Here is a 23,637-nt window from a genome sequence, read left to right as displayed (position 1 = left end):
CAAACCGGTAACCCGCGGCGTCACGTCACATCCCGCGCGCATGCGATCAGCCGGTCGCGCAGTGCGCCGGCATCGGCCGGCGGCGCATCGAACTGCGTGCGCACGCGGCGGCCGTCGCACCGCCAGTCGGCGCCCTGGCGATCGACGCCGAGCAATTCGAGCCCGTCGCGGCGCGCATCGCCGGCATCGTATGCGTCCCACAGTGCCTGCTCCTCGTCAAACCCGAGCGGCGGCAGCGTATCGAGATGCTTGCCGTCGACCCAGCCCATGCGCCCGAAGCCGCCGATATAACGCAGCCGCTCGATATCGAGCGCGCGGAACGTGAAATCGCCGAGCGCGAGATAACGCGCGGCGTCCGGCTCGTAGCGCAGGTAGCGCGCGGTGACGTGCGGATCGTCGCCGAGCGGCACGAAACGGCCGAGCAGCGTCGCGCGTTCGGCGTTCAGCACGTCGCCGTCGGGCGCGTCGACGACGAGGAAGCCCGCGCGCGGATCGGCGTCGAGATTGCGCGTGTGTTCGGCGAGGCCGCTCACGAGGATCACGGGACGATGGCTTGCATCGGGCACAAACGGGACGACCGTCGGATACGGGAAGCCCTGCGGATCGCGCGCATGGGTGGCAAGCGTGCCGAGCGCGCAGCGGTGCAGCAGATGCAGGGCGAAGGCGGGATCGATGTTCAAGAGGACTCCTGCGGTCGAAGGGCGGCGCTTCGGGCACGCCGCATGCGCTTCGATGTTACCCGCGGGCGCTGCGCGTCGCGTATCGGCCGAATGGCCGATACGGTGCCAGGCACCGGACGGACGGCGCGCTGCCGCGACGTGGCCTGATCGCCTGATCGCCGGTTCGCCGGTTCGCCGGTTCGCCGGTTCGCCGGGTCGCCGGGTCGCCGGGTCGCCGGGTCGCCGGGTCGCCGGGTCGCCAGTTCGCCAGTTCGCCAGTTCGCCAGTTCGCCAGTTCGCCAGGTCGCCAGGTCGCCAGGTCGCCAGGTCGCCAGGTCGCCGGATCGCCGGATCGCCGAACTATCCACCGAACGAGCAGCGCCCGGCAGGATCGTAAGCGGTTCGATAGAATCGGACGATTCCGACGGGCGCCGCGTGCGTCCGCGCATCCTTTGACGAGCCTTCCGTGTCCGAATCCTCCTCCCCCGAATCGTCGTCCCCGTTCGCCGCACCGCCCGACTCGCATCGTGTGCTGTCGCTCCCGGCCCGCCAGCGTGCACGCACGGCGTCGATGGCGCTGTTCTTCGTCGCCGGCATGATGTACGCGTCGTGGGGCGTGCACGTGCCGACCGTGCGCGACAAGTTCGTGCTGAGCCCCGGGCTGCTGTCGATCGCGCTGTTCGCGGTCGCCGGCGGCTCGATCGCGGCGATGCTGACCATCGCGCGCTGGATCGCGCGCGTCGGCTCGCGCACCGCGTGCCTCGCCGGTGGGCTCGTGATGTCCGCGTGCGCGGCGCTGATCCTCGTCGTGCCCGACTACTGGATGCTGCTCGGCGTGCTCGCGCTGTTCGGCTTCTCGATGGCGACGCTCGACGTCGCGATGAACGCCGAGGCCAGCGCGGTCGAGATCGCGCTCGGCAAGCCGATCATGTCGTCGCTGCACGGCATGTTCAGCATCGGCGGGATGTCGGGCGCGGCGGCCGGCGGCGCGCTGCTGTCGGCCGGCATGGCGCCGGCCGTGCATCTCGCGCTTGCGGCGGCGGCAAGCGCCGCGGTGCTCGTGGCCGCGAGCCCGGCCGTGCTGCCGCATGTGCCGCACCACGAACACGCGCACGGCGGCGGCAACCGCTGGCGCTCGCCCGCGCTGTGGATGCTCGGCGGCATCGCGCTCGTTGCGTTGATCGCCGAAGGCGCGATGTACGACTGGGCGACGGTCTACATGCGCGACGTCGTCGCGGCGAGCCCTGCGCTTGCAAGCGCCGCGTACGCGGCGTTCTCGGGCGGGATGGCCATCGCGCGCTTCGCGGGCGACGCCGTGCGCGCCCGCTTCGGCGCGCCGCAGCTCGTGTTCGCAAGCGCGTCGCTCGCGTGCGCGGGGATGATCGGCGCGCTGCTGCTGCCGTATCCGCCCGCCGTGCTGACCGGCTTCACGCTGATGGGCCTCGGCCTCGCGAACATGATGCCCGTGCTGTTCGCGGCCGCCGCGCGCGTGAAAGGCATCCACGCGGCCGAAGGGCTCGCGCATGTGGCCGGGCTTGCGTATTTCGGACTGCTGTTCGGCCCGGTCGTGATCGGCGCAGTCGCGCAGGCCGCGAACCTGACGATCGGCCTGTCGGTCGTCGCGCTGTGCGCGGCGCTCGTCGCAGCCGTCGCGCCGAAGGTGCTCGCGCACCTGAAGATCTGACGGCATGGCGCCCGTCAGCCAGAAAGAAAGCGCGCATGCGTTGCCGCATGCGCGCTTTCGCCCCTACTGTTGACCGCCTGTTGCGTTACATCTTCACTTCGTCGAGCAGCGTCTTCTTGCCGCTCTTGTAGTTGTACAGCGAGATCACGCCGTGCTGCAGGTCGCCCTTCGAGTCGAAGGTCGTCGTGCCGATCACGCCCGTGTAGTTCGTCGCCGGCATCGCCGCGAGGATCTTCGCCGGGTCCGTCGAGTTCGAGCGCTTCATCGCGTCGACGACGATGTACACGGCGTCATACGTGAACGGTGCGTAGATCTGGATCGGCTGGCCGAAGCGCTTCTCGAACTTCGCCTTGAACGTGCTGCCGCCCGGCATCTTCTCGAGCGAAGCGCCCGCTTCCGAGCACACGACGTTGTCGGTCGCGTCGCCGGCCAGGTCGGCCAGCTTTTCCGTGCACACGCCGTCGCCCGCGAGGATCTTCGCGCGCACGCCAAGCTGCTTCGCCTGCTTCGCAAACGGGCCGCCGGTGGCGTCCATGCCGCCGTACATGATCGCGTCCGGGTTCTCACCCTTGATCTTGGTCAGAATCGCGCGGAAGTCGACCGCCTTGTCGTTCGTCGCGTCGTGCGACATCACCTTCAGGCCGAGCGCCTTCGCCTTCTTCTCGAACTCGTTCGCGAGACCCTGGCCGTATGCGGTCGAATCGTCGACCACCGCCACGCTCTTCACGCCCTTCGACTGCGCGTAGCTCGCGAGCGCCGGGCCTTGCTGCGCGTCGGTCGCGACGACGCGGTAGGTCGTCTTGAAGCCTTGCTGCGTGTAGGTCGGGTTCGTGGCCGACGGCGAGATCTGCACGATGCCGGCGTCGCTGTAGATCTTCGACGCCGGGATCGACGTGCCCGAGTTCAGGTGGCCGATGACGGCGACGACCTTGTCGTCGACGAGCTTCTGCGCAACCTGCGTGGCCTGCCGCGGGTCGGCCGCGTCATCCTGCGGGTCGAGTTGCAGCGTGATTTTCTGGCCGCCGACCGTGAGACCCTTGGCGTTGATCTCCTCGACTGCGAGACGCGCACCGTTTTCGTTGTCCTTGCCCAGGTGGGCAATGCCGCCCGTCAAGGGCGCGACGTGGCCGATCTTGACGACTTGATCGGCGGCCGCGTTGCTTGCAGCTGCAACGCACAGCATCGCCGCAGCGGTGATCGGCAACAGCTTCTGCATTTTGATATTCATGTAAGTCTCCAGTTTCGGTCCCAAAAAACGCCATCGCCCGGTGCCCCGCTGCCATCCCTGTGTTTGCATTCACTGGACGATTCGCCGGTTGCATCCTTCATGCACTTGGCCTCAAGCACGTGAAAACAGCCGCTTTTAGCAACCGCCCGTCCGTACTTGCGCGCAAGTGTAGGTGATCAAATTAATTTGTGGGACTTTTTTGGGGTAGTGGTAACACTACCGATATGCGCACTTTGGAATGATGACTCGAATATCGCTACAAGCCACGCCGAATAAGGGTTTCCGCTAGTTTCCGGCAGCTTGTCGAAAGGTGGTTTCAAAAGACTCCCGGGGCATTTCGATTCGGTATTTTGTGCCCGCGATCATTGAATGAAACGCGCGTGACAACACGCGCGTTTCGTCGCTCGATACGAACGGTTCAGGCGGTCGATGAAGCGTACCGTTCAGGCGGCCAATGCGCGCCATTCGGCGTCAAGTGCAGCGACGAGCTGCGACGTCGTCGGTGCATCGCCGCGCCGCCGTGCGAGCGGCGCGCCCTGCCCGGCCCACAGCGACAGGTAGTCGCCGTCGTTCGCGCGCGCGGCGGCCTGGCGCAGCGGCTGCGTCAGCGCGTTCTGCACCGGGTACGGCGCGGCGTCGGCCACGCGTTCGCCGAGCCGCGCCATCAGCGTGTTGCGCAGCCCGCGCGCATGGCGGCCGGTGATCGCGCGCGTGACCTGCGTCGACGTATCCGCGCAAGCCAGCAGGCGTGCCTTCCAGTCCGCCGCGATCGCGCTTTCCGCGCAGGTCAGGAACGCGGTGCCGAGCTGCGCGCCCTGCGCGCCGAGCGCGAGCGCGGCCGCGATCCCGCGGCCGTCCATGATGCCGCCCGCGGCGAGTACGGGCAGGCCCGTCGCGTCGACGAGCTGCGGCACGAGCGCGAACGTGCCGATCAACGCGTCTTCGGCGGCGCCGATGAACGTGCCGCGATGGCCGCCCGCTTCGGCGCCCTGCGCGGACAGCGCGTCGGCGCCGGCCGCCTGCCACGCGAGCCCTTCGGCGACGTGCGTCGCGGTGCCGATCACATAGGTGCCGGCGGCCTTGAGCCGCGCGACGTCGGCCGCATCGAGCACGCCGAACGTGAAGCTCGCGACCGGCACGCGCAGCGACACGAGTGCATCGAGCTGTGCGCGGAAGTCGGGCGCGTAGCGCGCGGGCGCGGCGCCCGGCGGCAGCCCGAGCGTCGCGTTCAGCGGGTCGATCGCCGCGAGTGCACGCGCGACGGTCGCCGCATCGGGTGCGACGTCCGGCAGCACGAACAGGTTGACCGCGAACGGGCGATCGGTCGCCGCGCGAATCGCCGCGACTTCGGTCGCGAGACGATCGGGCTCGAACGCGCCGGCGCCGAGGCTGCCGAGCGCGCCGGCGTTCGACGCGGCGGCGACCATCGCGGCCGTGGTCGCGCCGACCATCGGCGCCTGCACGAGCGGCAGGCGCAGGCCGAAACGTTCGGAAAAGGGCGTGGAATACTGGCGGGCAGACATGACGAATCCTTCGATGACGATGCGCGAAAGCGCTTTGTAAAAACCGGCACATCGACTCTAGCGAAGCGGCTTGCCGCCGAAAAATGAATAATCGAGATCGAAACGATCGCTGCGCGAGAAGCTGGCGCACGCGTTGCGCGTGCCCTGCAACACCAGACGATTGGTGGCACACTAGGCCGCCCTATTCCACCCGGGGCGCGCTCGGCGCACCCCGTTCGCCAGGAGTTCAAAACGTGACTGCCCAATGGATCGACATCCCGACCGGTAACGACAGCTTCGGCGGCTATCTCGCGCTGCCCAAGCGCGGCAAGGGCCCCGCCGTCATCATCATCCAGGAGATCTTCGGCGTGAACTCGCACATCCGCGCGGTCGCCGACCAGTACGCATCCGACGGCTACGTCGCGCTCGCGCCGGACGTGTTCTGGCGCACGCAGCCGCGCGTCGAACTGACCTACGAAGGCGCGGATCGCGACAAGGGCATCGAGCTGATGAAAAAGACCGACGTCGGTCTCGCGGTCGCGGACATTGGCGCGGCGGCCGACGCGTTGCGCGCGCGCCCCGAAGTGGCCGGCAAGCTCGCCGCGATCGGCTACTGCTTCGGCGGCCAGCTCGCGTACCGCGCGGCCGCGACCGGCAAGCTCGACGCGGCGGTCGCCTATTACGGCGGCGGCATCCAGAACGCGCTCGATCTGGCCGGCAAGGTCACGCAGCCGATCCTGTTCCACTACGCGGAAAACGACCACGGGATCCCGCTCTCGGCCGTCGATCAGGTGAAGGCCGCGTTCGCCGGCCACGGCCACGCATCCTTCCACGTGTATCCGGGCGCCGAGCACGGCTTCAACTGCACCGATCGCGCGTCGTACAACCAGCGCGCGGCGGCGCTCGCGCACGGCCGCACGCTGACGTTCCTCGCCGAGCACCTGTAACAACGCCCGTCCGCGGGCCCATCGCGCCGGGCCCGCGTTATTCTCCCTTCATCGCCACGAGTCACAACGGGGGTGACAGCGATGCACTCGGACTATCTCGCGCATGACGCGATCGGCCTCGCCGCGCTCGTGCGCGACCGCAAGGCCAGCCCGCGCGAATTGCTCGATGCCGCGATCGGCCAGGCCGAAGCGGTCAATGGCGCGATCAACGCGATCGTGCTGCAGGACTACGAAGCCGCGCGCCAGCGCGCGGCCTCCGCGCCCGAACCCGGCGTCGACGCGCCGTTCGCGGGCGTTCCATATCTCGTCAAGGATCTCGGCGCGGCGGTCGCCGGGCTGCCGCTGTCGATGGGCAGCCGGCACTACCGGTACTACGTGCCCGCCGACGATTCGCCGGTGATCGCGCGCAGCCGTGCGGCCGGCCTCAACGTGTTCGGCAAGACCAACACGTCGGAGATCGGCCAGATGCCGTACACGGAACCCGAACTGTTCGGCGCGTGCCGCAACCCGTGGAATCTCGACCACACGCCCGGCGGCTCGAGCGGCGGCGCGGCGGCGGCTGTCGCGGCCGGCATCGTGCCGCTCGCGCATGCGTCCGACGGCGGCGGCTCGATCCGCATCCCGGCATCGTGCTGCGGGCTGTTCGGCCTGAAGCCGAGCCGCAACCCGATGCTCGTCGACCAGCCGTCGAACGGCGAGCTCGTCGTCCAGCATGCGGTCTCGCGCAGCGTGCGCGACAGCGCGCTGCTGCTCGACGTGACGACCGGCCAGACGCTGCCGCGCGGCGCGCCCGGCACGTTCCTCGGCGAACTCGATACGCCGCCCGGCCCGCTGCGGATCGGCCTCGTCGTCGACCCGATGCTTGCGCCGGCGCTCGCCGACGACACGCGCGCGGCGCTCGACGATGCGGCCGCGCTGCTCGAATCGCTCGGCCACCACGTCGAGCCGGCGACGCTGCACATCGACTACGCGCGCGCGGCCGAAACTTTCCTCACGCTGTGGGCGACGATCGCCGAGGAGATGGTGCTCGGCGCGCGCGAGCTGACCGGCCGCGCGCCGCGGCGCGGCGAATTCGAAGCGGCGACGTGGGCGATGGCCGTGGTCGGCCGGCGCCTCGCGCGCACGCGCCTGCCGGACGTGCTCGAGTGGCAGCGCCAGCTCACCGTGCAGGTGGCCGGCCTCGTGTCGCGCCATGACGCGATCCTGTGCGCATCGCTCGCGGGGCCGCCGGTGAAGATCGGCGAACTGCAGCCGACGCCGTTCGAATCGGCGCAGATGAAGCTGCTCGCCGCGCTGCCGGTAAAGCCGCTGCTGAAGGAAATGCTCGCGAAGTCGTCGGAGAAGGCGTTCGCGTGGGCCGGCTGCACCGAGCTGTTCAACCTGACCGGCCAGCCGGCGATGTCGGTACCGCTCTACTGGAATGCGCGCGGGCTGCCGATCGGCGTGCAGTTCGCCGCGCGCCACACCGACGACGCGCTGCTGCTCAGGCTCGCGCGGCAGCTCGAACAGGCACGGCCGTGGTTCGACCGCCGCCCGCCGCTGATGCAGGCGCAGCGCTGACGCGCGCGGCCGCTTCCGCAAGCATCGAAAAAAAACCCCGCCGGCAAGACCGGCGGGGTTTTGCGCATGCAAAACGCGCGGCGGCGCTTACACGCCGAGCCGTTCGCAGATCGTCCGCGTCGCGGTCGCTGCGTTCAGCGTGTAGAAATGCAGCCCCGGCACGCCCGCGTCGATCAGGCGGCGGCACAGATCGGTGACGACATCCGCGCCGAACGCGCGGATCGCGTCGCGATCGTCGCCGAAGCTCTCGAGCCGGCGCGCGACCCAGCGCGGCACTTCGGCGCCGCACATCTCGGAGAAGCGCATCAGCTGCGAGAAGTTCGTGATCGGCATGATGCCCGGCACGATCGGCACGTCCACGCCCAGCTTGCGCACATCGTCGACGAAGCGGAAATACGCGTCGGCGTTGAAGAAGTACTGCGTGATCGCGGAATTCGCGCCGGCTTTCACCTTGCGCGCGAAATTCTCGAGATCGGCCTTCGGCGAGCGCGATTGCGGGTGGTACTCGGGGTAGCCCGCGACCTCGATGTGGAACCAGTCGCCATGCTCGGCGCGGATGAAGCTGACGAGCTCGGACGCATAGCGCAGCTCGCCCACCGCGCCCATCCCCGACGGCAGGTCGCCGCGCAGCGCGACGATATGCCGGATGCCGTGCGAGCGGTACTGGTCGAGGATCGCGCGCAGGCTGTCGCGCGACGAGCCGATGCACGACAGGTGCGGCGCGGCCTCGAGGCCGTCCTTCTGCATGTCGAGCACGGTATCGAGCGTGCCCTGCTGCGTCGAGCCGCCGGCGCCGAACGTCACGGAGACGAATTTCGGCTTCAGCGGCAGCAACTGCGCACGGGTTGCGCGCAGCTTTTCGACGCCGTCCGCCGTCTTCGGCGGGAAGAATTCAAACGAGAGTTCGATCGGTTTCATGATTCGAAAGGGGTCAGCCGATGTCGCGCTGGCCGAAGATCAGCGCGGACAGCAGCCAGGACACGATGCTGTACAGGATCGAACCGAAGAACGCGGACCAGAATCCCGACACCTCGAAGCCCTTCAGCAGCGACGACGCGAACCAGAAGCACAGCGCGTTCACGACGAGGATGAACACCCCGAGCGTGACGATGGTGACGGGCAGCGTCAGCAGGATCAGCACCGGGCGGATCACCGTGTTGATCAGCCCGAGCACGACCGCGACGATCAGCGCGGTGCCGAAGCTCTTGATGTGGATCGACGGCACGAGGTACGTGATGATCAGCAGCGCGAGCGCGTTGATGACCCAGGTGAGGATGACGCTCATGGAGTGCTCCGGTTCGGTTGTCGATCTGTGCGATCAGTGGCCGCCGCCGGCCGCCGCGCGCGCCCGAAGGCGCAACGCAACGGCCGGCGATCCACCGTGCCGCCGCCGCACCGCGGGCCCCGCAGCGGGGCGCGAGCGGCACGGCGGCGGCGGCGCATCAGTAGCGGTAGTGGTTCGGCTTGAACGGGCCGTCCTTCTGCACGCCGATGTACGAAGCCTGCTCGTCCGACAGCACGGACAGGTTCGCGCCGATGCGCGCGAGGTGCAGGCGCGCGACCTTTTCATCGAGATGCTTCGGCAGCACGTACACCTTGTTCTCGTACTCGCCGCCGCGCACGAACAGCTCGATCTGCGCGAGCGTCTGGTTCGCGAACGAGTTCGACATCACGAACGACGGGTGGCCGGTCGCGCAGCCGAGGTTCACGAGGCGGCCTTCCGCCAGCAGGATCACGCGCTTGCCGTCCGGGAAGATGATGTGGTCGACCTGCGGCTTGATGTTTTCCCACTGGTACTGGCGGGTCGACGCAACGTCGATTTCCGAGTCGAAGTGGCCGATGTTGCAGACGATCGCGTTGTGGCGCATCGCCTTCATGTGATCGTGGTTGATCACGTGGTAGTTGCCGGTCGCCGTCACGAAGATGTCGGCCTTGTCGGCCGCGTATTCCATCGTCACGACGCGGTAGCCTTCCATCGCCGCCTGCAGTGCGCAGATCGGATCGATTTCGGTGACCCACACGGTCGCGCCCAAGCCGCGCAGCGACTGCGCGCAGCCCTTGCCCACGTCGCCGTAGCCCGCGACGACCGCGACCTTGCCCGCGATCATCACGTCGGTCGCGCGCTTGATGCCGTCGACGAGCGATTCACGGCAGCCGTACAGGTTGTCGAACTTCGACTTCGTAACCGAATCGTTCACGTTGAACGCCGGGAACGGCAGGCGGCCGTCCTTTTCCATCTGGTACAGGCGGTGCACGCCGGTCGTGGTTTCTTCGGTCACGCCCTTGATGTGCGCGAGGCGCTTCGAGTACCAGGTCGCGTCGATGTCGAGGTGCTTCGCGATCGACTTGTACAGCGCGACTTCTTCCTCGTTGGTCGGCTTCGCGATCACCGAACGGTCCTTCTCGGCCTTCGAGCCGAGGATCAGCAGCAGCGTTGCGTCGCCGCCGTCGTCCAGGATCATGTTCGCGAATTCGCCGTTCGGCCATTCGAAGATGCGGTGCGAGAACTCCCAGTATTCGTCGAGCGATTCGCCCTTGAACGCGAACACCGGCGTGCCGGATTCGACGATCGCGGCCGCTGCGTGGTCCTGCGTCGAGAAGATGTTGCACGATGCCCAGCGGACGTCCGCGCCGAGCGCCTTCAGCGTCTCGATCAGCACGCCCGTCTGGATCGTCATGTGCAGCGAACCGGCGATGCGCGCGCCCTTCAGCGGCTGCTGCGCCTTGTATTCGTCGCGGATTTGCACGAGGCCCGGCATTTCGGTCTCGGCGATGTTCAGTTCCTTGCGGCCCCAGCCGGCCAGCGCCATGTCGGCGACGACGTAATCCTTGGAAGCTTGCGAATCGATAATGGCGTTCATCACGCCCTCCTTTCTAAAAAAGTTCTAGATTGGTGACGTGAGCGCCGTTCAGGAAGCGGAGCCGGCGCGACGGTCGCGAAACGCGCGCCGCACGGCTGCTTGGTGAAGCCTTCCGAGCCTGGCGGACGCAGGGTGGTCCGTCGCAACGCTCCTCGGAAAACGGGAGGGATTGTAGCAAATCGGCGCGCAAAATGCGCAAGCGACTCAAGCGCGCGGCGTCGGCGCGCGTTGCCGCCCGGAAAGGGTCAGGATTCCGCGCCGACCCACGCCTGTTCGCGCAGCCGCGCGCGCAGGCGCGCGACGGCCTGGCTGTGCAGCTGGCACACGCGCGATTCGCTCACTTCGAGCACCGCGCCGATCTCGCGCAGATTCAGACCCCGTTCGTAGTACAGCGACATCAGCAGCTTCTCGCGCTCCGGCAGCCGCTCGATCGCCTCGACGAGCGCCTCGCGCAGGTGCTCGTCGAGCAGCGACGACAGCGGATCGGCGTGATCGACGCGATAGCGGTCGAGGAACGGCTCGTCGTCGGCCGCGCGGTCGAAATCCTCGTAGTAGATGAGCTGGCTGCCGTGCAGGTCCTGCAGCATCCCCTGGTATTCGTCGAGCGGCATGTTCAGGTGCTGCGCGATCTCGGTCTCGCTCGCCGAGCGGCCGAGATGCTGCTCGACCTGGTGCACCGCGTGCTCGACCTCGCGCGACGTCTTGCGCAGGCTGCGCGGCAGCCAGTCGTTGCTGCGCAGCTCGTCGAGCATCGCGCCGCGGATGCGCTGCGTCGCGTAGGTCTCGAACTGCGCGCCCTGATCTTCCTTGTAGCGGCCAGCCGCATCCATCAGGCCGATCATGCCGGCCTGGATCAGGTCGTCGAGATCGACGCTCGCCGGCATCTTCGCGACGAGCTGCAGCCCGAGGCGACGCACGAGCGGTGCATATTGCGCGAGCACGTCGGCCTGGGACATCTTTCCTTGAGCGTTGTACATCATGGCTCTCTCCTTCCGGTAGCGCTCACGCGGCGTGTGCCGCGCCCGCCTCATACGACGGCTTGCCGCCCGCATGGACGGCACGGCCCGCGCCCGAACGCGGGCGCATCGGCCAGTACAGCAGGTCGGCGGCAATCTGCCGGTAGTCGCGCGCGGCCGACGACGACGGGAATGCGTCGACCACCGCATGCGTCAGCTCGCGCGCGTGTTCGACGAGCGGATCGGCACTCACGCAGCCCGCGTCGGCGATCGACACGGTCAGGTAGCGGCTCGCGACGCCCGCCAGGTTGTCGAAGGCCGTCTTCGCGTCCGCATGGCTGCCGACGTGATTGGTCAGCACGCGAAACTGCGCGAACGCGTGCGCGAAATGCAGCCGCTTCATGCACGCGTACGCCTCGGTGATCGCCTGCGCGGCGACCCGCGTGACGACCAGCACGTCGTGCGCTTCGCGTGCGAGCGCCGAGAACGAGCCGTCGGCGCCGAGCTGCGCGTCGACGAGGACGATGTCGGCCGGGCCGTCGATGAAGTCGCTCAGTTGCGCGTCGCTGTAGCCGGCGCGCGCGAACCGCGCGGCCGCGCACAGGCCGAAGCCGGCGGCCACCCGCGTGCGCTCGCCGTCGCGCAGCCATGCGCCCACGAGCGTCGCGCTGGCCGAATGCACGTCGGCGCGCTCGTCGACGACGAGCACATCCTTGCCGAGCGACGCGAGCGCCGCCGCCAGGTTCACGGTGGTGGACGTGCAGCCGACACCCGCCGGCCCGCCCGTCACCGCGACGATGCGCGACGCGCGCCCGGCCAGCAGGCGCCGCAGCCCTTCGGCCTGGTCGATGATTCGTTTATCCAAATCGCACCTCGTGCAGCTCGGCGGTGGAACGTGCGGTCAGTGCGGAGAGCAGCGTCGGCATGTCTTCGTCTTGCGGCACGAAGGGCGAGCCGTCGCGCGGCACGCAGAACGCGCTCTTCAGCAGGAACTTGGTCGATGCGACATACAGGTTTTCCGGCACCTTCTGGCCGGTCGACACGTAGTGGACCGGCAGCTTGTAGCGGATCACCGTGTCGAGCACGCCGCCGAGGTGGGTCGCCTCGTCGAGCTTCGTGAGGATGCAGCCGGCGAGGTCCGGATGCTCGCCCGCGCTGCGATACGCCTGCACGACCTCGTTGAGCGTGTCGCCGTGGCTCGTCGCGTTGAGCAGCAGCAGGCGCTGCACCGGTGCGTTCGCGCCGTGCAGCATCGCGATCTGGTCGGACACCGCGCGGTCGCGCTGGCTCATGCCGATCGTGTCGATCAGCACGATGTGCTTGTTGCGCAGCTCGGACAGCGCGAGCGCGAGATCGCCCGCATCCTTCACCGCGTGCACCGGCACGCCGAGGATCTTGCCGAAGATGCGCAGTTGCTCGTGGCCGCCGATCCGGTAGCTGTCGGTGGTCAGCAGCGCGACCTTGCTCGCGCCGAAGCGCATCACGCAGCGCGCGGCCAGCTTCGCGGTGGTGGTGGTCTTGCCGACGCCCGTCGGCCCCATCAGCGCGAACACGCCGCCGCGCTCCATCAGCGCGTCCTCGCTGTCGAGCACCGGCAGGTTCGCCGCGAGCACCGACTGCGCCCATTCGGCGGCCTGTTCGAAGGTCTGCGCGCCGTCGCCGGACGGCAGGTTGTCGACGAGCATCCGCACGAGCTGCGCGGACAGGCCGGCCGCGAACAGGTGCTTCGTCAACGCACCATGCACGGCGCTGCGACGCTGGCGGTCGTGCCACATCAGGTTGTCGAACTGTTCTTCCATCATTCCGCGCAGTTCGCCGAGCTCGTGCATCACCGTGTCGTTGACGACCCGCTCGATGCGCGACTTCACCGCATCGGCCACCGCAGCGGCCGTGTCGGCGGACAGGCGCGTGCGCTCGGCCGCTTTCGCTGCGTTCGCTGCGCTCGTGTCGGGCATGCGCGGCGCGGCTGCCGGCATCCGGCGTTCGGCATCGCGCACGATGTCGCGTGCCCAGTCGGGCGACGGTGCGCTCGCGGCGATGTGCGGCGCGGGTGCGCCGGCTTGCGGCGCGGCTTGCGTCGCCTGCGTGCGTGCGATCAGCGCGTCGCGCTGCTGCGTCAGGCGCTTCGCGTGCTCGACGAGCCACGGCGCGGGTTCGGAAGCGGCGGCGGCGGGCGTACCTGCTGCGGGCGTACCGGCGGCCGGTGCGGCGAGCGACGGCGATACCGCAGCCGGTGCTGCCGCATCGATCGTCGAAGGGTGCGCCGTCGTTTCGTCCGCTACGTCCGCTACGTCCGCCTCGGCGCTTGCGCCGAACACGGACGAGAACACGTCCGGCAGCCCGCCGACGCCTGCCGCATACGGATTGGCGCTCGGGCGCGCGAGCGCGGCGCCCGGGCGCGACACGATGCCCTGCACCGCGGCGGCCGGCACGGAATCCGGCACGCGCGGCGCGGCGATGCGCGGCCGTGCAGCGGCCGGCGGCGTCACCGCGGCCAGGTCCGAATCGGCGAGTGCGACGATTTCGACGCTGCCGTCATCGAGCGTGCGGTTCGACAGCACGACCGCGTCGGCGCCGAGCGCCTCGCGCACGAGACGAAGCGCGTCGCGGCTCGTTGCGCCGGTGAATTTGCGAATGTTCAAGCGGAACCCCCGATGACGTTAACGACTTTGATCGTGCGTGTGTCCGGCACTTCGGCGTACGACAGCACTTTCAATTGCGGCAGGCTGCGGCGCAGGAAACGCGCGAGCATCGCGCGCAGCGCGTGCTGCACCAGCAGCACGGGCGGCAGCCCGAGATTCTGTTGACGCAGCATCGCTTGCTGCGTGCCGGTCAGAAGGTTGTGCGCGAGGCCGGGCTCGAGGCCCGGGTTCGCGCCGGTGGCGAGCGCCTGCGACAGCACGCGCTCCAGATTCGAGTCGAGGCCCATCACCTGCATCTCGCCCGCACCCGGATACCACTGCTGCGTGATCGCGCGGCCGAGCGAGAGCCGCACCGCGGCGGTGATCTCGAACGCGTCGCCGCGGCCCGCATGTTCGGACACGGCTTCGAGGATCGTGCGCATGTCGCGGATCGGCACGCCTTCCTCGAGCAGGTTCTGCAGCACTTTCTGCAGCGTCGTCAGCGAGATCGTCTTCGGCACGAGGTCCTCGACGAGCGACGGCGCGTCCTTGCCGGTGCGCTCGACGAGCGCCTGCACTTCCTGGCGGCCGAGCAGCTCGGCCGCGTGCTGGACGACGAGATGGTTCAGGTGCGTCGCGACGACCGTGCTCGCGTCGACCACCGTGTAGCCGTACACCTGCGCCTGTTCGCGCAGCGCGACGTCGATCCACACGGCCGGCAGCCCGAACGCGGGATCCTGCGTCAAGGCGCCCGGCAGCGCGGCCGTCACCTGGCCGGGGTTGATCGCGAGCCACTGGCCCGGGAACACTTCGCCGACGCCGATCTCGACGCCCTTCAGCGCGATCCGGTACGCGTTCGGCCGCAGTTCGAGGTTGTCGCGGATATGGATCACCGGCGGCAGGAAGCCGATTTCCTGCGCGAATTTCTTGCGGATGCTCTTGATGCGCTTGAGCAGCTCGCCGTCGCTGTTCTTGTCGACCAGCGGGATCAGCCGGTAGCCGACCTCGAGGCCGAGCGGGTCGATCAGCTGCACGTCGTCCCAGGTCGCCTCGTGGCTGTCGGACGGCAGCACGGCGGGCGGCGCGATGTCGGTCACGTCGCCGGCCGCCTTGCGGGCCGCCGCGCGCTTCGTCTGCGTGCGGGCCAGCCAGATCGCGCCGCCGCCGAGCGCGAGGAACGCGAAGTGCGGCATCCCCGGGATCAGCCCCATGATCACGATGATCACGCCGGTGATCGTCAGCACGCGCGGATTCGTGAACAGTTGCCCGGTGATCTGCGTGCCGATGTCCTCGTCGGTCGCGACGCGCGACACGATCACGCCGGCCGCGGTCGAGATCACGAGCGACGGGATCTGCGCGACGAGGCCGTCGCCGATCGTCAGCAGCGTGTAGTTCGTGCCGGCCGCCGCGAAGCTCATGTCGTGCTGGACCATCCCGACGATCAGCCCGCCGATCACGTTGATCGCCATGATGATCAGGCCGGCGATCGCGTCGCCGCGCACGAACTTCGACGCACCGTCCATCGACCCGTAGAACTCGGCTTCCTGCGACACGGCCAGGCGGCGCTTGCGCGCCTGTTCCTCGTTGATGAGGCCCGCGTTCAGGTCGGCGTCGATCGCCATCTGCTTGCCGGGCATCGCGTCGAGCGTGAAGCGCGCGGACACTTCGGCGATCCGCCCAGCGCCCTTCGTGATCACCATGAAGTTGATGATCATCAGGATCACGAACACGACGATGCCGACCGCGAAGTTGCCGCCGACGAGGAAGTGGCCGAACGCCTCGATCACCTGGCCGGCCGCGTCGGGGCCGGTGTGGCCCTCGAGCAGCACGACGCGCGTCGACGCGACGTTCAGCGACAGGCGCAACAGCGTCGAGAACAGCAGCACGCTCGGGAACGCCGCGAAATCGAGCGGCTTCATCGTGTACATGCTGACGAGCAGCACCATCACCGACAGCGCGATGTTGAACGTGAACAGCAGATCCAGCAGCAGCGGCGGCAGCGGCAGGATCATCATCCCCAGGATCATGCAGATGAGGACGGGGCCCGCGAGTGCGCGCAGGTTGGTGCCCGCGAACGGGTTCGTGCGCTTCGCGAACAGGCCGGTCGGGGTGCTCATGCGGAAGTTCCTTGCTTGCCGAGCGTGTCCTCGGCTTCCTCGCGTTCATCGTCGGCGGACACCGACGTGCCCTTGTCGAGTTCGGCCGGCACGTCGAGATCGACCGGCACCGCGGGGAACGCGCCGCCTTCCGAACGGAAGCGCTTGAGCTGGTAGACCCACGCGAGCACTTCGGCGACGGCCGAGTACAGCGAGCCGGGAATCTCGCGTTCGAGTTCGACGTTGTGATACAGCGCACGCGCGAGCGGCGGCGCCTCGAGCAGCGGCACGTTGTGCTCGGCCGCGAGTTCGCGAATGCGCATGGCGACGAGGTTCACGCCCTTCGCGACGACCTTCGGCGCGCGCATCTCGCCGTCCGTGTATTGCAGCGCGACGGCGAAGTGCGTCGGGTTCGTGACGACCACGTCGGCCTTCGGCACGGCCGCCATCATCCGGCGGCGCGCGATCGCGCGCTGCTGCTGGCGGATCCGCCCCTTCACGTGCGGATCGCCTTCGTTCTCGCGATGCTCGCGCTTCACTTCTTCCTTCGTCATGCGCAACTTCTTGTTGTACTGCCAGATTTGGTAAGGCACATCGAGCGCGGCGACCACCAGCATCCCGGCGACCGTCGTGCCGCAGCACACGGCGACGAGATGCAGCGCGTCGGGCAGCGCCGCGCCGAGCGGCTGCGTCGCGAGGCCGAGCAGCTCGTCCTTGCTGCGCCAGATCGCAATGCCGCCGATCCCGCCGACGACCAGCGTCTTCGCGAGCGACATGCCGAGCTGGATCGGCCCCTGGATCGAGAAGATCCGGCCGAGGCCCGAGATCGGGTTCAGGCGGTCGAACTTCAGCTCGAAGGTTTTCTGCGAGATCAGCCAGCCGCCGAGCGCCATCGGCGCGAGCAGCGCCGCGAGGCCGGTGAGCACGAGGATCGGCAGCAGCGCGGCGAAGCCTTCGAGGCTCGCGCTGCCGGCCGCCGACAGCATCCGGCTCGTGTCGAACGCGGTCGCGCGGTCGAACGTGAACGCGCCGCGCAGCATCGCCTGCAGATGCGCGCCCGACGGGCCCGCGAGCAGCCATGCGCCGTAGAACCCGGCCGCGAGCAGCGCGAACGAAGCCAGTTCGCGCGAACGCGCGACCTGCCCCTCCTCGCGCGCCTTCTCGCGGCGCCTGGGAGTGGCGGCTTCGGTCTTGTCGAGATCGCTCTCGTCTGCCACGGGGCCTCCAGTCGGGTACGGCGGAATGCCGCTTTCCAGTGACACCGATTATTCATGGAGGCGTCAAACGCCGATCGGTCGAGCAAAGCCGGGAAAGGGGGGTATTTCGGGGAATCGGGCGAGCCGGTGCGAACGAGGCTGGATGAGGGACGGAGCGGCGCGCGAAATGGCGTGACGCGGCGGAAAAACGCGGCGATCGGCGCGACGATGGAGCGCGGTTCCCGGCGAGGTTCCCGGACGGGACGGTGGTGGAATGAAGCGGGGAACGGTGAAGCGAAGAAGCGGAAAAAGCGGGGAAATCAGGCCCCGACGCGACGGCGTCGCGCGTCGGGGCGGGCGGCGCTCAGACCGCCGGGATCGGATCCTCGCCGAAGCGGTTCGGGCCTGCGGTGCCGCGCGAGCACATCCACACGAGCAGCAGGATCGCGCCGACGATCGGAATGAACCCGAGCAGCAGGAACCAGCCCGAGCGGTTCGTATCGTGCAGGCGGCGCACGCTGACCGCAATGCTCGGAATGATCAGCGCCAGCGAAATCAGGAAGATCGCGCCCAGCAGCAGCAGCATGATCAGGCTCGCGTCGCGGCCGATCGCGCCGATCGCCTGTGCAGCGACAGAAAGAACGCAGGTCAGCAGCGCGAAATACCAGTATTCGGCACGCCGCGCGCGGCCTTCGAATTTCGCGTATTGATTGAGTACGGAACGAACAGCCTCGGAAAAATTCATCTTTATTACCCTCCTGTTTTATATTGGCGACCCCGGAAACAACGCCGGAATTATATGTTTGAATTTCGGCAGGCTCCATCTCTTTTCACACGCCGGGCCGGCGCATACCCCGTCGCACGGCGCTGGAACGGCTGTCATGCCGTGATGCGGCGCCACGGACTTGCATGCCGCGTCATTTTAATAAATTTTGAAGACCTGACAGAGTCGACAGCCTCGGATAATCCAGTATTTGATTACAACCGAATGAATCCGGACGCGATCGATAATCGATCCGGTCGCGCGGCATTCGATTTACCGGTCAGCATTACGCCGTCGCGCCGGCCGACGCGGCGCGCATCGAAAGCACCGCGTACGGGCCCGGCCACCGCTTCCTCGACCATACGAGGGCGGTGCGCGGCGGCCGGCCTCCGGCCTGGGCCCTAACCGGCCGCCGCCCGCTGCAGCGCACCGAGATCGAGCTTCTTCATCGTCATTACCTGCGCCATCACGCGCTCGGCGCGTGCCGGATCGCCCGTCATCAGCTCGGACATCTGCACGGGCACGACCTGCCACGACACGCCGAAGCGGTCGCGCAGCCAGCCGCACTGCTGCGCGCGCTCGTCGCCGCCTTCGGACAAGCGTGCCCAGTAGCGGTCGATCTCGTCCTGGTCGCGGCAGTTGACGACGAACGACACGGCCGGCGTCATCTGGAACACGGGGCCGCCGTTCAACGCGACGAACGCCTGCCCGTCGAGTTCGAACGCTACCGTCATCACCGCGCCCTCGGCCTGCCCGGACGCGTGCGCGCCGGCCTTGCCGTAGCGCGCGACGTGCACGATGCGCGCGTTGTCGAACACCGACACGTAGAAACCGGCGGCCGCCTCGGCGTCGCGGTCGAACCACAGGAACGGCGTGATGCGTTGTATGCGCGGGCTCATGGCGCTGTCTCCTCGACGTCGTGCAGGCACCGGTGCCGGTCTTACATCGTAGGCGCTGCGCCCGCGCACGGCGGCGATCCGATCCGTAGTGCGCGCGCGGCCTCCGGATAAAAAAGGGGGCGATCGCTCGCCCCCTCTTTGCTGCCCGCGGCCGTGCCGCGTCAGAACGCGACGAAAGGCGCCGCGCCGCCGCTCGAGCGCTTGTCCATCCCGAAGTAGATCGTCTTGCCGTAGAAGTGCGGCATGCCGAGATCGAGCCATCCGGGCGAACCGAACGGGCCCGCGATGTCGTTGAACGCGAACGTCGACGCGTTCGAGAACAGCGTATCCGCGTTCGCGACGGGCATCGACACGGTGCCGCTCGCGCTGTTCTGGCCGGTCAGCGTCGCCGTATAGGTGGTCGTCGACGACGGGCAGTAGAACTGCGTGTTCCTCGAACAGACCGTCTGCGCCGAATCGTTGAAGAAATACGCGTTCGAACCGGTATCGAAGAAAGCCGTCACCGTGCTGCCGAGGAACGACGCGCTGACGTCGCCCGTCGTGGTCGACGTCATGACGGTGGACGCACCGAGCCCGTTGTTGCCCTGCGTGCCGATCCCGAAGATCAGCAGGCCCGTCGCGCTGGCCTGCCCGCTGGTCGAGATGGCCGGCATCTGCACGATCACGCCGTTGTTGTCGGTCGCGAAACGATGAACCGGGTTGGCGACCTGCTGCGCGACCGGCACGAGCGCAACCGCGCAGCTCGCATTGCCGTTCGGGCATGCGTAGTAGTTGTTGCTCGACGACGTCGACGTCGCGCAGGTCGTACCGCAGTCGACCGGCGCCGGCCCGATGCCGAGGATCCCGTTCGCACCGAGCGCGCTCGCCGAGTTGGCCGATGCGCCGCCGTTCGTGCACGAGCTCGGCACGTTCGTCGTGCCGAGGTCGCCGATGATCTGCACGGGCAGCGAGCTCGCCTGTTCGGTGCCGATCGACAGGTCGACCGTGCGCACCGAGCCCCACGTGTAGCTCGACACGAACTTGCCGCACTCGGCGACCGGCGCGCCGCCGCTCGTCACCTGCGGCAGGCTGTTGAGCACGCCCGACACCGCGCTGCCGACGAGCCGCAGCCCGTAGGACGCAGTATCGACGAGCACGTTGTTGACCACCTGGCAGGTCGACGTGCCCGGCGCGCAGACCTTCACGCTGACGGTCGGGATGTTGATCACGTTCGCGGCGCCGGTGCCGACCGTGATGACGGCCGTGTTCGCGGTATTGCCGTCCGACACGGTCGAACCGTTGCCGTTGCTGCCGCCGTTGTTGCCGGAACTGCCGCCGCCGTCGCCGCCGCCGCATGCCGTCACGAGCACGGCCGTCGCGGCCGCGAGGCCCAGCACGCCGAGCCAGCGCTTGAATGTACGAGGAATTCTCAAGATCGCTCTCCCGCTGTCACTGGATGTCGTTGCCGGCGAGGCCGGCAGGCAGCGCCGCCGGCAGCCACGCCTGGCCCGAGAAGGCGCCCATGTGGCCGCCCGTCCGGATCACGAGGCCGCTGGTGTCGACGGACACGGGCGCGCGCCAGCCGCGCGCCGCGTGCGCCGCCTGGACGCCGGCGGTGTACTGCGGGAAATAGCTGCCGAGCAGCGACGCGAGATCCGGCATCGTCGGTCCGCGCCATGCGAGGCCGAACACGCTGCCGGCCGCCGACGTGTATTCGTGGATGACGGTGCCCGATCCGAGCGTGATCTCGCGGACGGTATAGGCGGCCGTGCTCGTCTGCACGCCGTCGGCCGAGCGCATCGCGCGCTGCATCGCGCGCACGGTTGCAGCCTGATCGTCCGCCGGCGGCGACATCGGCGCGCCGCCCAGTTCCGCGTGTGCGTGGACGGTCCACAGCACACCCATTGCAGCCGCCGCATGCGCGACGGCCCAGCCCAAGCGTTCCAGCTTCACGTTCCCTCCCAAGGGACTGGCTTCGTTGCCGGAGGCGCAGCCATCGTGCCCGCGCCGCCAGCCAACATATGAAAGTCGTTTGAATGACGCTCCGTTGCTGCTGACGCGTAGTATGCCTGCTGAGTGTGTCAAAGTGTCAATTCGACACAGCCCGTACAGGGTCGCGCATGCGGGGTGCGTGCGGGGCGAGCGTGGGGAAACGTGGTGGGAACGGCGCGACGCATGCATCGGGCGGCCCCGCGAAACGGGGCGCGCCGATGCGCTGCAGCAGGATCAGAAGCCCAGGCTCGCGAGCAGGTCGTCGACCTGCCCCTGGTCCTGGACCACGTCGGATTTGCCTTCCGGCGCGATCTGCGGGCCGTTCAGCAGCGACTCGGGGCTGCCGGTCGAGCTCATCTGCTCGGCCGCGAGCGCGGCCGCGGTGGCCGCGAACTGTTCGCGCCGCTCGGGCGCGATGTTCTCGACGAGCACGGTGAGGAGCTGCTGCTCGATCAGGTAGACCATGTCCATGATCTTCTTGATCACCTGCCCGGTCAGGTCCTGGAAATCCTGCGCGAGCATGATCTCGAGCAGTTGCGCGCTGGTCGCCGACGTCGACTCGGGCAGCGTGCGCAGGAACGTGCGCGTGTCGTCCATCAGCTCGCGCACTTCCGCGTGCTCGATCGGCGCCGCGTACCACTGCGCCCAGCGCGCGTCGAGCGCCTCGGCCTCGTTCTGGATACGCTCCTGCACGGGCTTCGCGACCTCGATCGCATTCAGCACGCGCACGGCGGCCTGCTCGGTCATCGTCGCGACGTAGCGCAGCCGGTCGCGTGCATCGGGCACGGCTTCCGCCGCGCGCTCGACATGCTTGTCGAGCCCGAGCTCGCGCATCGAATCGCGCAGCGCCCGCGTGACCTGGCCGATGCGCGCGAGAATGCGGTCGCTCGCGAAATCGGCGCCTTCTGGGTGGCTGTCGGCGCTGAACCCCGCGCCGGCGAGCGCCGCATGGATCGGCTCGTTCACGTCAGCTCCCGGTCTTCGCCATCTTGTCGATGATCTTGTTCAGCTTCTCGTCGAGCGTCGCGGCCGTGAACGGTTTCACGACGTAGCCGCTCGCACCCGCCTGCGCGGCCGCGATGATGTTCTCCTTCTTCGACTCGGCCGTCACCATCAGCACCGGCAGGTGCGTAAGCGTCGCGTCCGCGCGGATTTCCTTCAGCATCGCGAGGCCGTCGAGGTTCGGCATGTTCCAGTCCGAAATCACGAAGTCGAAGCCGCCGCCGCGCAACCGCGCGAGACCGGCCGCGCCGTCCTCGGCCTCGTCGACGTTCGTGTAGCCCAGTTCCTTGAGCAGGTTGCGGACGATCCGGCGCATCGTCGGGAAATCGTCCACCACCAGGATTTTCATGCTCTTGTCCATCGTCGTTCCTTTCCAGATTCGTTTCCGTCGGGACGCGTATCGTGGCACGCGCCCCGTGACATTCCATTCACACGCGCTGCACGCGGTCGCCCATCGTCGCCAGTCGCGCCATCACGCGGCGGCTCATGTCGGCGAGCGGTGCGATCTCGTCCGCGCCGCCGAGCGCGATCGCCTCGCGCGGCATCCCGAACACGATACAGCTCGCTTCATCCTGCGCGAACGTGTAAGCGCCCGCGCGTTTCATTTCCAGCAGGCCGGCCGCACCGTCGCGGCCCATCCCGGTGAGGATCACGCCGATCGCGTTCTTGCCCGCGTGCGTCGCCGCCGAGCGGAACAGCACGTCGACCGACGGGCGGTGGCGATTCACCGGCGGCTCGTCCGACAGCTGCGCGATGTAGTTCGCGCCGCTTCTCGCGAGCAGCAGGTGCGCATGGCCCGGCGCGATGTACGCATGGCCCGGCAGTACGCGCTCGCCGTGCTCGGCTTCCTTCACCGCGATCCGGCACAGGCCGTTCAGCCGCTGCGCGAACGATTTCGTGAAACCCGGCGGCATGTGCTGTGCGATCAGCACCGCCGGCGCATCCGGGGGCAGCGGCGTCAGCACTTCGCGGATCGCCTCGGTGCCGCCCGTCGACGCGCCGATGATGATCAGCTTCTCGGTACTGACGAGCGGGTTGTTGATCATCGGCGCGGCCGGCTGGCTGTCCGCCGTGCGCGCGGCGGCCTGCGGCTGCGGCGCCTGGCGCACGCGTGCGCGCGACGCCGCGCGGATCTTGTCGGCGAGCTTTTCCGCGTAGTCGAGCATCCCGTCGCGAATCCCGACGCGCGGCTTCGTGACGAAATCCACCGCGCCCAGTTCGAGCGCGCGCAGCGTGATCTCCGAGCCGCGCTCGGTCAGCGACGACACCATCACGACCGGCATCGGCCGCAGGCGCATCAGCTTCTCGAGGAAGTCGAGCCCGTCCATGCGCGGCATTTCGACGTCGAGCGTGAGCACGTCGGGGTTGTGCTGCTTGATGAGCTCGCGCGCGACGAGCGGATCGGGCGCGGTCGCGCACACCGTCATGTCGGGCTGGCTGTTGATGATCTCCGTCATCAGGCTGCGGATCAGCGCCGAATCGTCGACGCACAATACTTTGATCTTCTGCACTGCGGTCATGCCTCCTGCTTTTTCGATAGGTTCCCCGCGTACGCGCTTCCGGCGCCCGGGCTCCCGGCATAGGGATTCGCCGGCCGCACACCGCCGGCACTGCCCGCGCCGGTGCCGCCCGGGCTCGCGCCGCGCGCGCCGAACAGCTCGATGCGCGGGCGCGCCGGCTGCGGCGCGGCCG

General features: G+C 68.4%; 21 protein-coding genes, 1 pseudogene and 1 riboswitch. Of the genes and pseudogenes, 3 read left to right on the top strand and 19 right to left on the bottom strand.

Translation table 11 applies throughout. The annotated features are described in order from the left end of the window. Positions 1-20: 20 nt before the first annotated feature. Positions 21-680, bottom strand: coding sequence for a HugZ family protein (locus OEJ37_RS31765; protein ID WP_174421635.1), 660 nt, complete (start codon positions 678-680; stop codon positions 21-23). A gap of 445 nt (positions 681-1,125) precedes the next feature. Between OEJ37_RS31765 and OEJ37_RS31760 the strand changes: the two genes are divergently transcribed. Beyond that, positions 1,126-2,343 carry an MFS transporter gene (locus OEJ37_RS31760; protein WP_175948441.1) on the top strand — a complete coding sequence of 406 codons (1,218 nt, stop codon included), beginning with the start codon at positions 1,126-1,128 and terminating at the stop codon, positions 2,341-2,343. Positions 2,344-2,428: 85 nt separating this feature from the next. On the opposite strand, the gene OEJ37_RS31755 is transcribed toward OEJ37_RS31760, so the two are convergent. Together OEJ37_RS31755 and OEJ37_RS31750 are read right to left on the bottom strand one after the other, a co-directional pair. Continuing rightward, positions 2,429-3,571 (bottom strand): branched-chain amino acid ABC transporter substrate-binding protein, encoded by a 1,143-nt coding sequence (locus tag OEJ37_RS31755; RefSeq protein WP_263348849.1) that lies wholly within the window; start codon positions 3,569-3,571, stop codon positions 2,429-2,431. A 443-nt stretch (positions 3,572-4,014) separates the two neighbouring features. Then, on the bottom strand, positions 4,015-5,094 hold the full coding sequence (locus OEJ37_RS31750) for an NAD(P)H-dependent flavin oxidoreductase (RefSeq protein ID WP_174421632.1): 1,080 nt from the start codon (positions 5,092-5,094) through the stop codon (positions 4,015-4,017). Positions 5,095-5,327: 233 nt separating this feature from the next. Between OEJ37_RS31750 and OEJ37_RS31745 the strand changes: the two genes are divergently transcribed. Then, the gene (locus OEJ37_RS31745) at positions 5,328-6,020 is read left to right on the top strand and encodes a dienelactone hydrolase family protein (RefSeq protein ID WP_174421631.1); all 693 of its coding nucleotides are present in this window, start codon (positions 5,328-5,330) and stop codon (positions 6,018-6,020) included. 81 nt (positions 6,021-6,101) lie between these two features. Beyond that, positions 6,102-7,580: an amidase gene (locus tag OEJ37_RS31740; protein ID WP_263348960.1), complete on the top strand. Its 1,479-nt coding sequence runs from the start codon at positions 6,102-6,104 to the stop codon at positions 7,578-7,580. An 87-nt stretch (positions 7,581-7,667) separates the two neighbouring features. Here OEJ37_RS31740 and metF read toward each other — a convergent pair whose 3' ends face one another. The 16 genes and pseudogenes from metF to OEJ37_RS34970 form a co-directional block, all read right to left on the bottom strand. Further along, entirely contained in the window at positions 7,668-8,498 is an 831-nt protein-coding gene (gene metF / locus OEJ37_RS31735; RefSeq protein WP_152862366.1) for a methylenetetrahydrofolate reductase [NAD(P)H], read from the bottom strand. 13 nt (positions 8,499-8,511) lie between these two features. Further along, entirely contained in the window at positions 8,512-8,865 is a 354-nt protein-coding gene (locus OEJ37_RS31730) for a phage holin family protein (RefSeq protein ID WP_011882923.1), read from the bottom strand. A gap of 157 nt (positions 8,866-9,022) precedes the next feature. After that, on the bottom strand, positions 9,023-10,441 hold the full coding sequence (gene ahcY / locus OEJ37_RS31725) for an adenosylhomocysteinase (protein WP_152862368.1): 1,419 nt from the start codon (positions 10,439-10,441) through the stop codon (positions 9,023-9,025). Positions 10,442-10,473: 32 nt separating this feature from the next. Continuing rightward, positions 10,474-10,601, bottom strand: a riboswitch (S-adenosyl-L-homocysteine riboswitch). Between the two features lie 85 nt (positions 10,602-10,686). Further along, complete coding sequence (locus OEJ37_RS31720) at positions 10,687-11,421, bottom strand: RNA polymerase sigma factor FliA (RefSeq protein WP_085041358.1); 735 nt, start codon at positions 11,419-11,421, stop codon at positions 10,687-10,689. A 22-nt stretch (positions 11,422-11,443) separates the two neighbouring features. Next, positions 11,444-12,262 (bottom strand): MinD/ParA family protein, encoded by an 819-nt coding sequence (locus tag OEJ37_RS31715; RefSeq protein WP_175920800.1) that lies wholly within the window; start codon positions 12,260-12,262, stop codon positions 11,444-11,446. Further along, entirely contained in the window at positions 12,255-14,039 is a 1,785-nt protein-coding gene (flhF, locus tag OEJ37_RS31710) for a flagellar biosynthesis protein FlhF (RefSeq protein ID WP_263348836.1), read from the bottom strand. The genes OEJ37_RS31715 and flhF overlap by 8 nt, the downstream gene beginning before the upstream one ends. After that, positions 14,036-16,135 carry a flagellar biosynthesis protein FlhA gene (flhA, locus tag OEJ37_RS31705; RefSeq protein ID WP_174422194.1) on the bottom strand — a complete coding sequence of 700 codons (2,100 nt, stop codon included), beginning with the start codon at positions 16,133-16,135 and terminating at the stop codon, positions 14,036-14,038. The genes flhF and flhA overlap by 4 nt, the downstream gene beginning before the upstream one ends. Beyond that, on the bottom strand, positions 16,132-17,331 hold the full coding sequence (flhB, locus tag OEJ37_RS31700; RefSeq protein WP_175920794.1) for a flagellar biosynthesis protein FlhB: 1,200 nt from the start codon (positions 17,329-17,331) through the stop codon (positions 16,132-16,134). The genes flhA and flhB overlap by 4 nt, the downstream gene beginning before the upstream one ends. A gap of 343 nt (positions 17,332-17,674) precedes the next feature. Beyond that, positions 17,675-18,055, bottom strand: a complete 381-nt coding sequence (locus OEJ37_RS31695; protein WP_174422192.1) for a DUF805 domain-containing protein — start codon at positions 18,053-18,055, stop codon at positions 17,675-17,677. Positions 18,056-18,474: 419 nt separating this feature from the next. Beyond that, positions 18,475-18,972: a VOC family protein gene (locus OEJ37_RS31690; protein ID WP_065498774.1), complete on the bottom strand. Its 498-nt coding sequence runs from the start codon at positions 18,970-18,972 to the stop codon at positions 18,475-18,477. Positions 18,973-19,133: 161 nt separating this feature from the next. Then, positions 19,134-20,384, bottom strand: a complete 1,251-nt coding sequence (locus OEJ37_RS31685; protein ID WP_263348828.1) for a DUF3443 domain-containing protein — start codon at positions 20,382-20,384, stop codon at positions 19,134-19,136. A gap of 16 nt (positions 20,385-20,400) precedes the next feature. Next, complete coding sequence (locus tag OEJ37_RS31680; protein WP_174422189.1) at positions 20,401-20,904, bottom strand: DUF2844 domain-containing protein; 504 nt, start codon at positions 20,902-20,904, stop codon at positions 20,401-20,403. A gap of 273 nt (positions 20,905-21,177) precedes the next feature. Then, the gene (gene cheZ, locus OEJ37_RS31675) at positions 21,178-21,909 is read right to left on the bottom strand and encodes a protein phosphatase CheZ (RefSeq protein WP_174422188.1); all 732 of its coding nucleotides are present in this window, start codon (positions 21,907-21,909) and stop codon (positions 21,178-21,180) included. A 1-nt stretch (position 21,910) separates the two neighbouring features. After that, a complete protein-coding gene (cheY, locus tag OEJ37_RS31670) occupies positions 21,911-22,306 on the bottom strand; it encodes a chemotaxis response regulator CheY (protein ID WP_026045350.1) in 396 nt (131 codons plus the stop codon). Between the two features lie 67 nt (positions 22,307-22,373). After that, positions 22,374-23,465 (bottom strand): chemotaxis response regulator protein-glutamate methylesterase, encoded by a 1,092-nt coding sequence (locus OEJ37_RS31665; RefSeq protein WP_152862380.1) that lies wholly within the window; start codon positions 23,463-23,465, stop codon positions 22,374-22,376. Further along, positions 23,462-23,637, bottom strand: a pseudogene (locus tag OEJ37_RS34970) (chemoreceptor glutamine deamidase CheD); the annotation flags it as partial. The pseudogene OEJ37_RS34970 and the gene OEJ37_RS31665, both read right to left, overlap by 4 nt.

The organism is Burkholderia sp. BKH01 (assembly GCF_025685725.1).
GTDB classification, from domain to species: domain Bacteria; phylum Pseudomonadota; class Gammaproteobacteria; order Burkholderiales; family Burkholderiaceae; genus Burkholderia; species Burkholderia pyrrocinia_C.
Note: the sequence above shows the minus strand (reverse complement) of the source record. Positions and strands in the feature narration are given on the sequence as shown.

Bases quoted from the DNA above. Each gene is read 5' to 3' on its own strand.
- OEJ37_RS31755 (WP_263348849.1), bottom strand. From the start codon at position 3,571: ATGAATATCAAAATGCAGAAGCTGTTGCCGATCACCGCTGCGGCGATG.
- OEJ37_RS31750 (WP_174421632.1), bottom strand. From the start codon at position 5,094: ATGTCTGCCCGCCAGTATTCCACGCCCTTTTCCGAACGTTTCGGCCTG.
- OEJ37_RS31740 (WP_263348960.1), top strand. From the start codon at position 6,102: ATGCACTCGGACTATCTCGCGCATGACGCGATCGGCCTCGCCGCGCTC.
- metF (WP_152862366.1), bottom strand. From the start codon at position 8,498: ATGAAACCGATCGAACTCTCGTTTGAATTCTTCCCGCCGAAGACGGCG.
- OEJ37_RS31730 (WP_011882923.1), bottom strand. From the start codon at position 8,865: ATGAGCGTCATCCTCACCTGGGTCATCAACGCGCTCGCGCTGCTGATC.
- ahcY (WP_152862368.1), bottom strand. From the start codon at position 10,441: ATGAACGCCATTATCGATTCGCAAGCTTCCAAGGATTACGTCGTCGCC.
- OEJ37_RS31720 (WP_085041358.1), bottom strand. From the start codon at position 11,421: ATGATGTACAACGCTCAAGGAAAGATGTCCCAGGCCGACGTGCTCGCG.
- flhA (WP_174422194.1), bottom strand. From the start codon at position 16,135: ATGAGCACCCCGACCGGCCTGTTCGCGAAGCGCACGAACCCGTTCGCG.
- OEJ37_RS31695 (WP_174422192.1), bottom strand. From the start codon at position 18,055: ATGAATTTTTCCGAGGCTGTTCGTTCCGTACTCAATCAATACGCGAAA.
- OEJ37_RS31690 (WP_065498774.1), bottom strand. From the start codon at position 18,972: ATGAGCCCGCGCATACAACGCATCACGCCGTTCCTGTGGTTCGACCGC.
- cheY (WP_026045350.1), bottom strand. From the start codon at position 22,306: ATGGACAAGAGCATGAAAATCCTGGTGGTGGACGATTTCCCGACGATG.
- OEJ37_RS31665 (WP_152862380.1), bottom strand. From the start codon at position 23,465: ATGACCGCAGTGCAGAAGATCAAAGTATTGTGCGTCGACGATTCGGCG.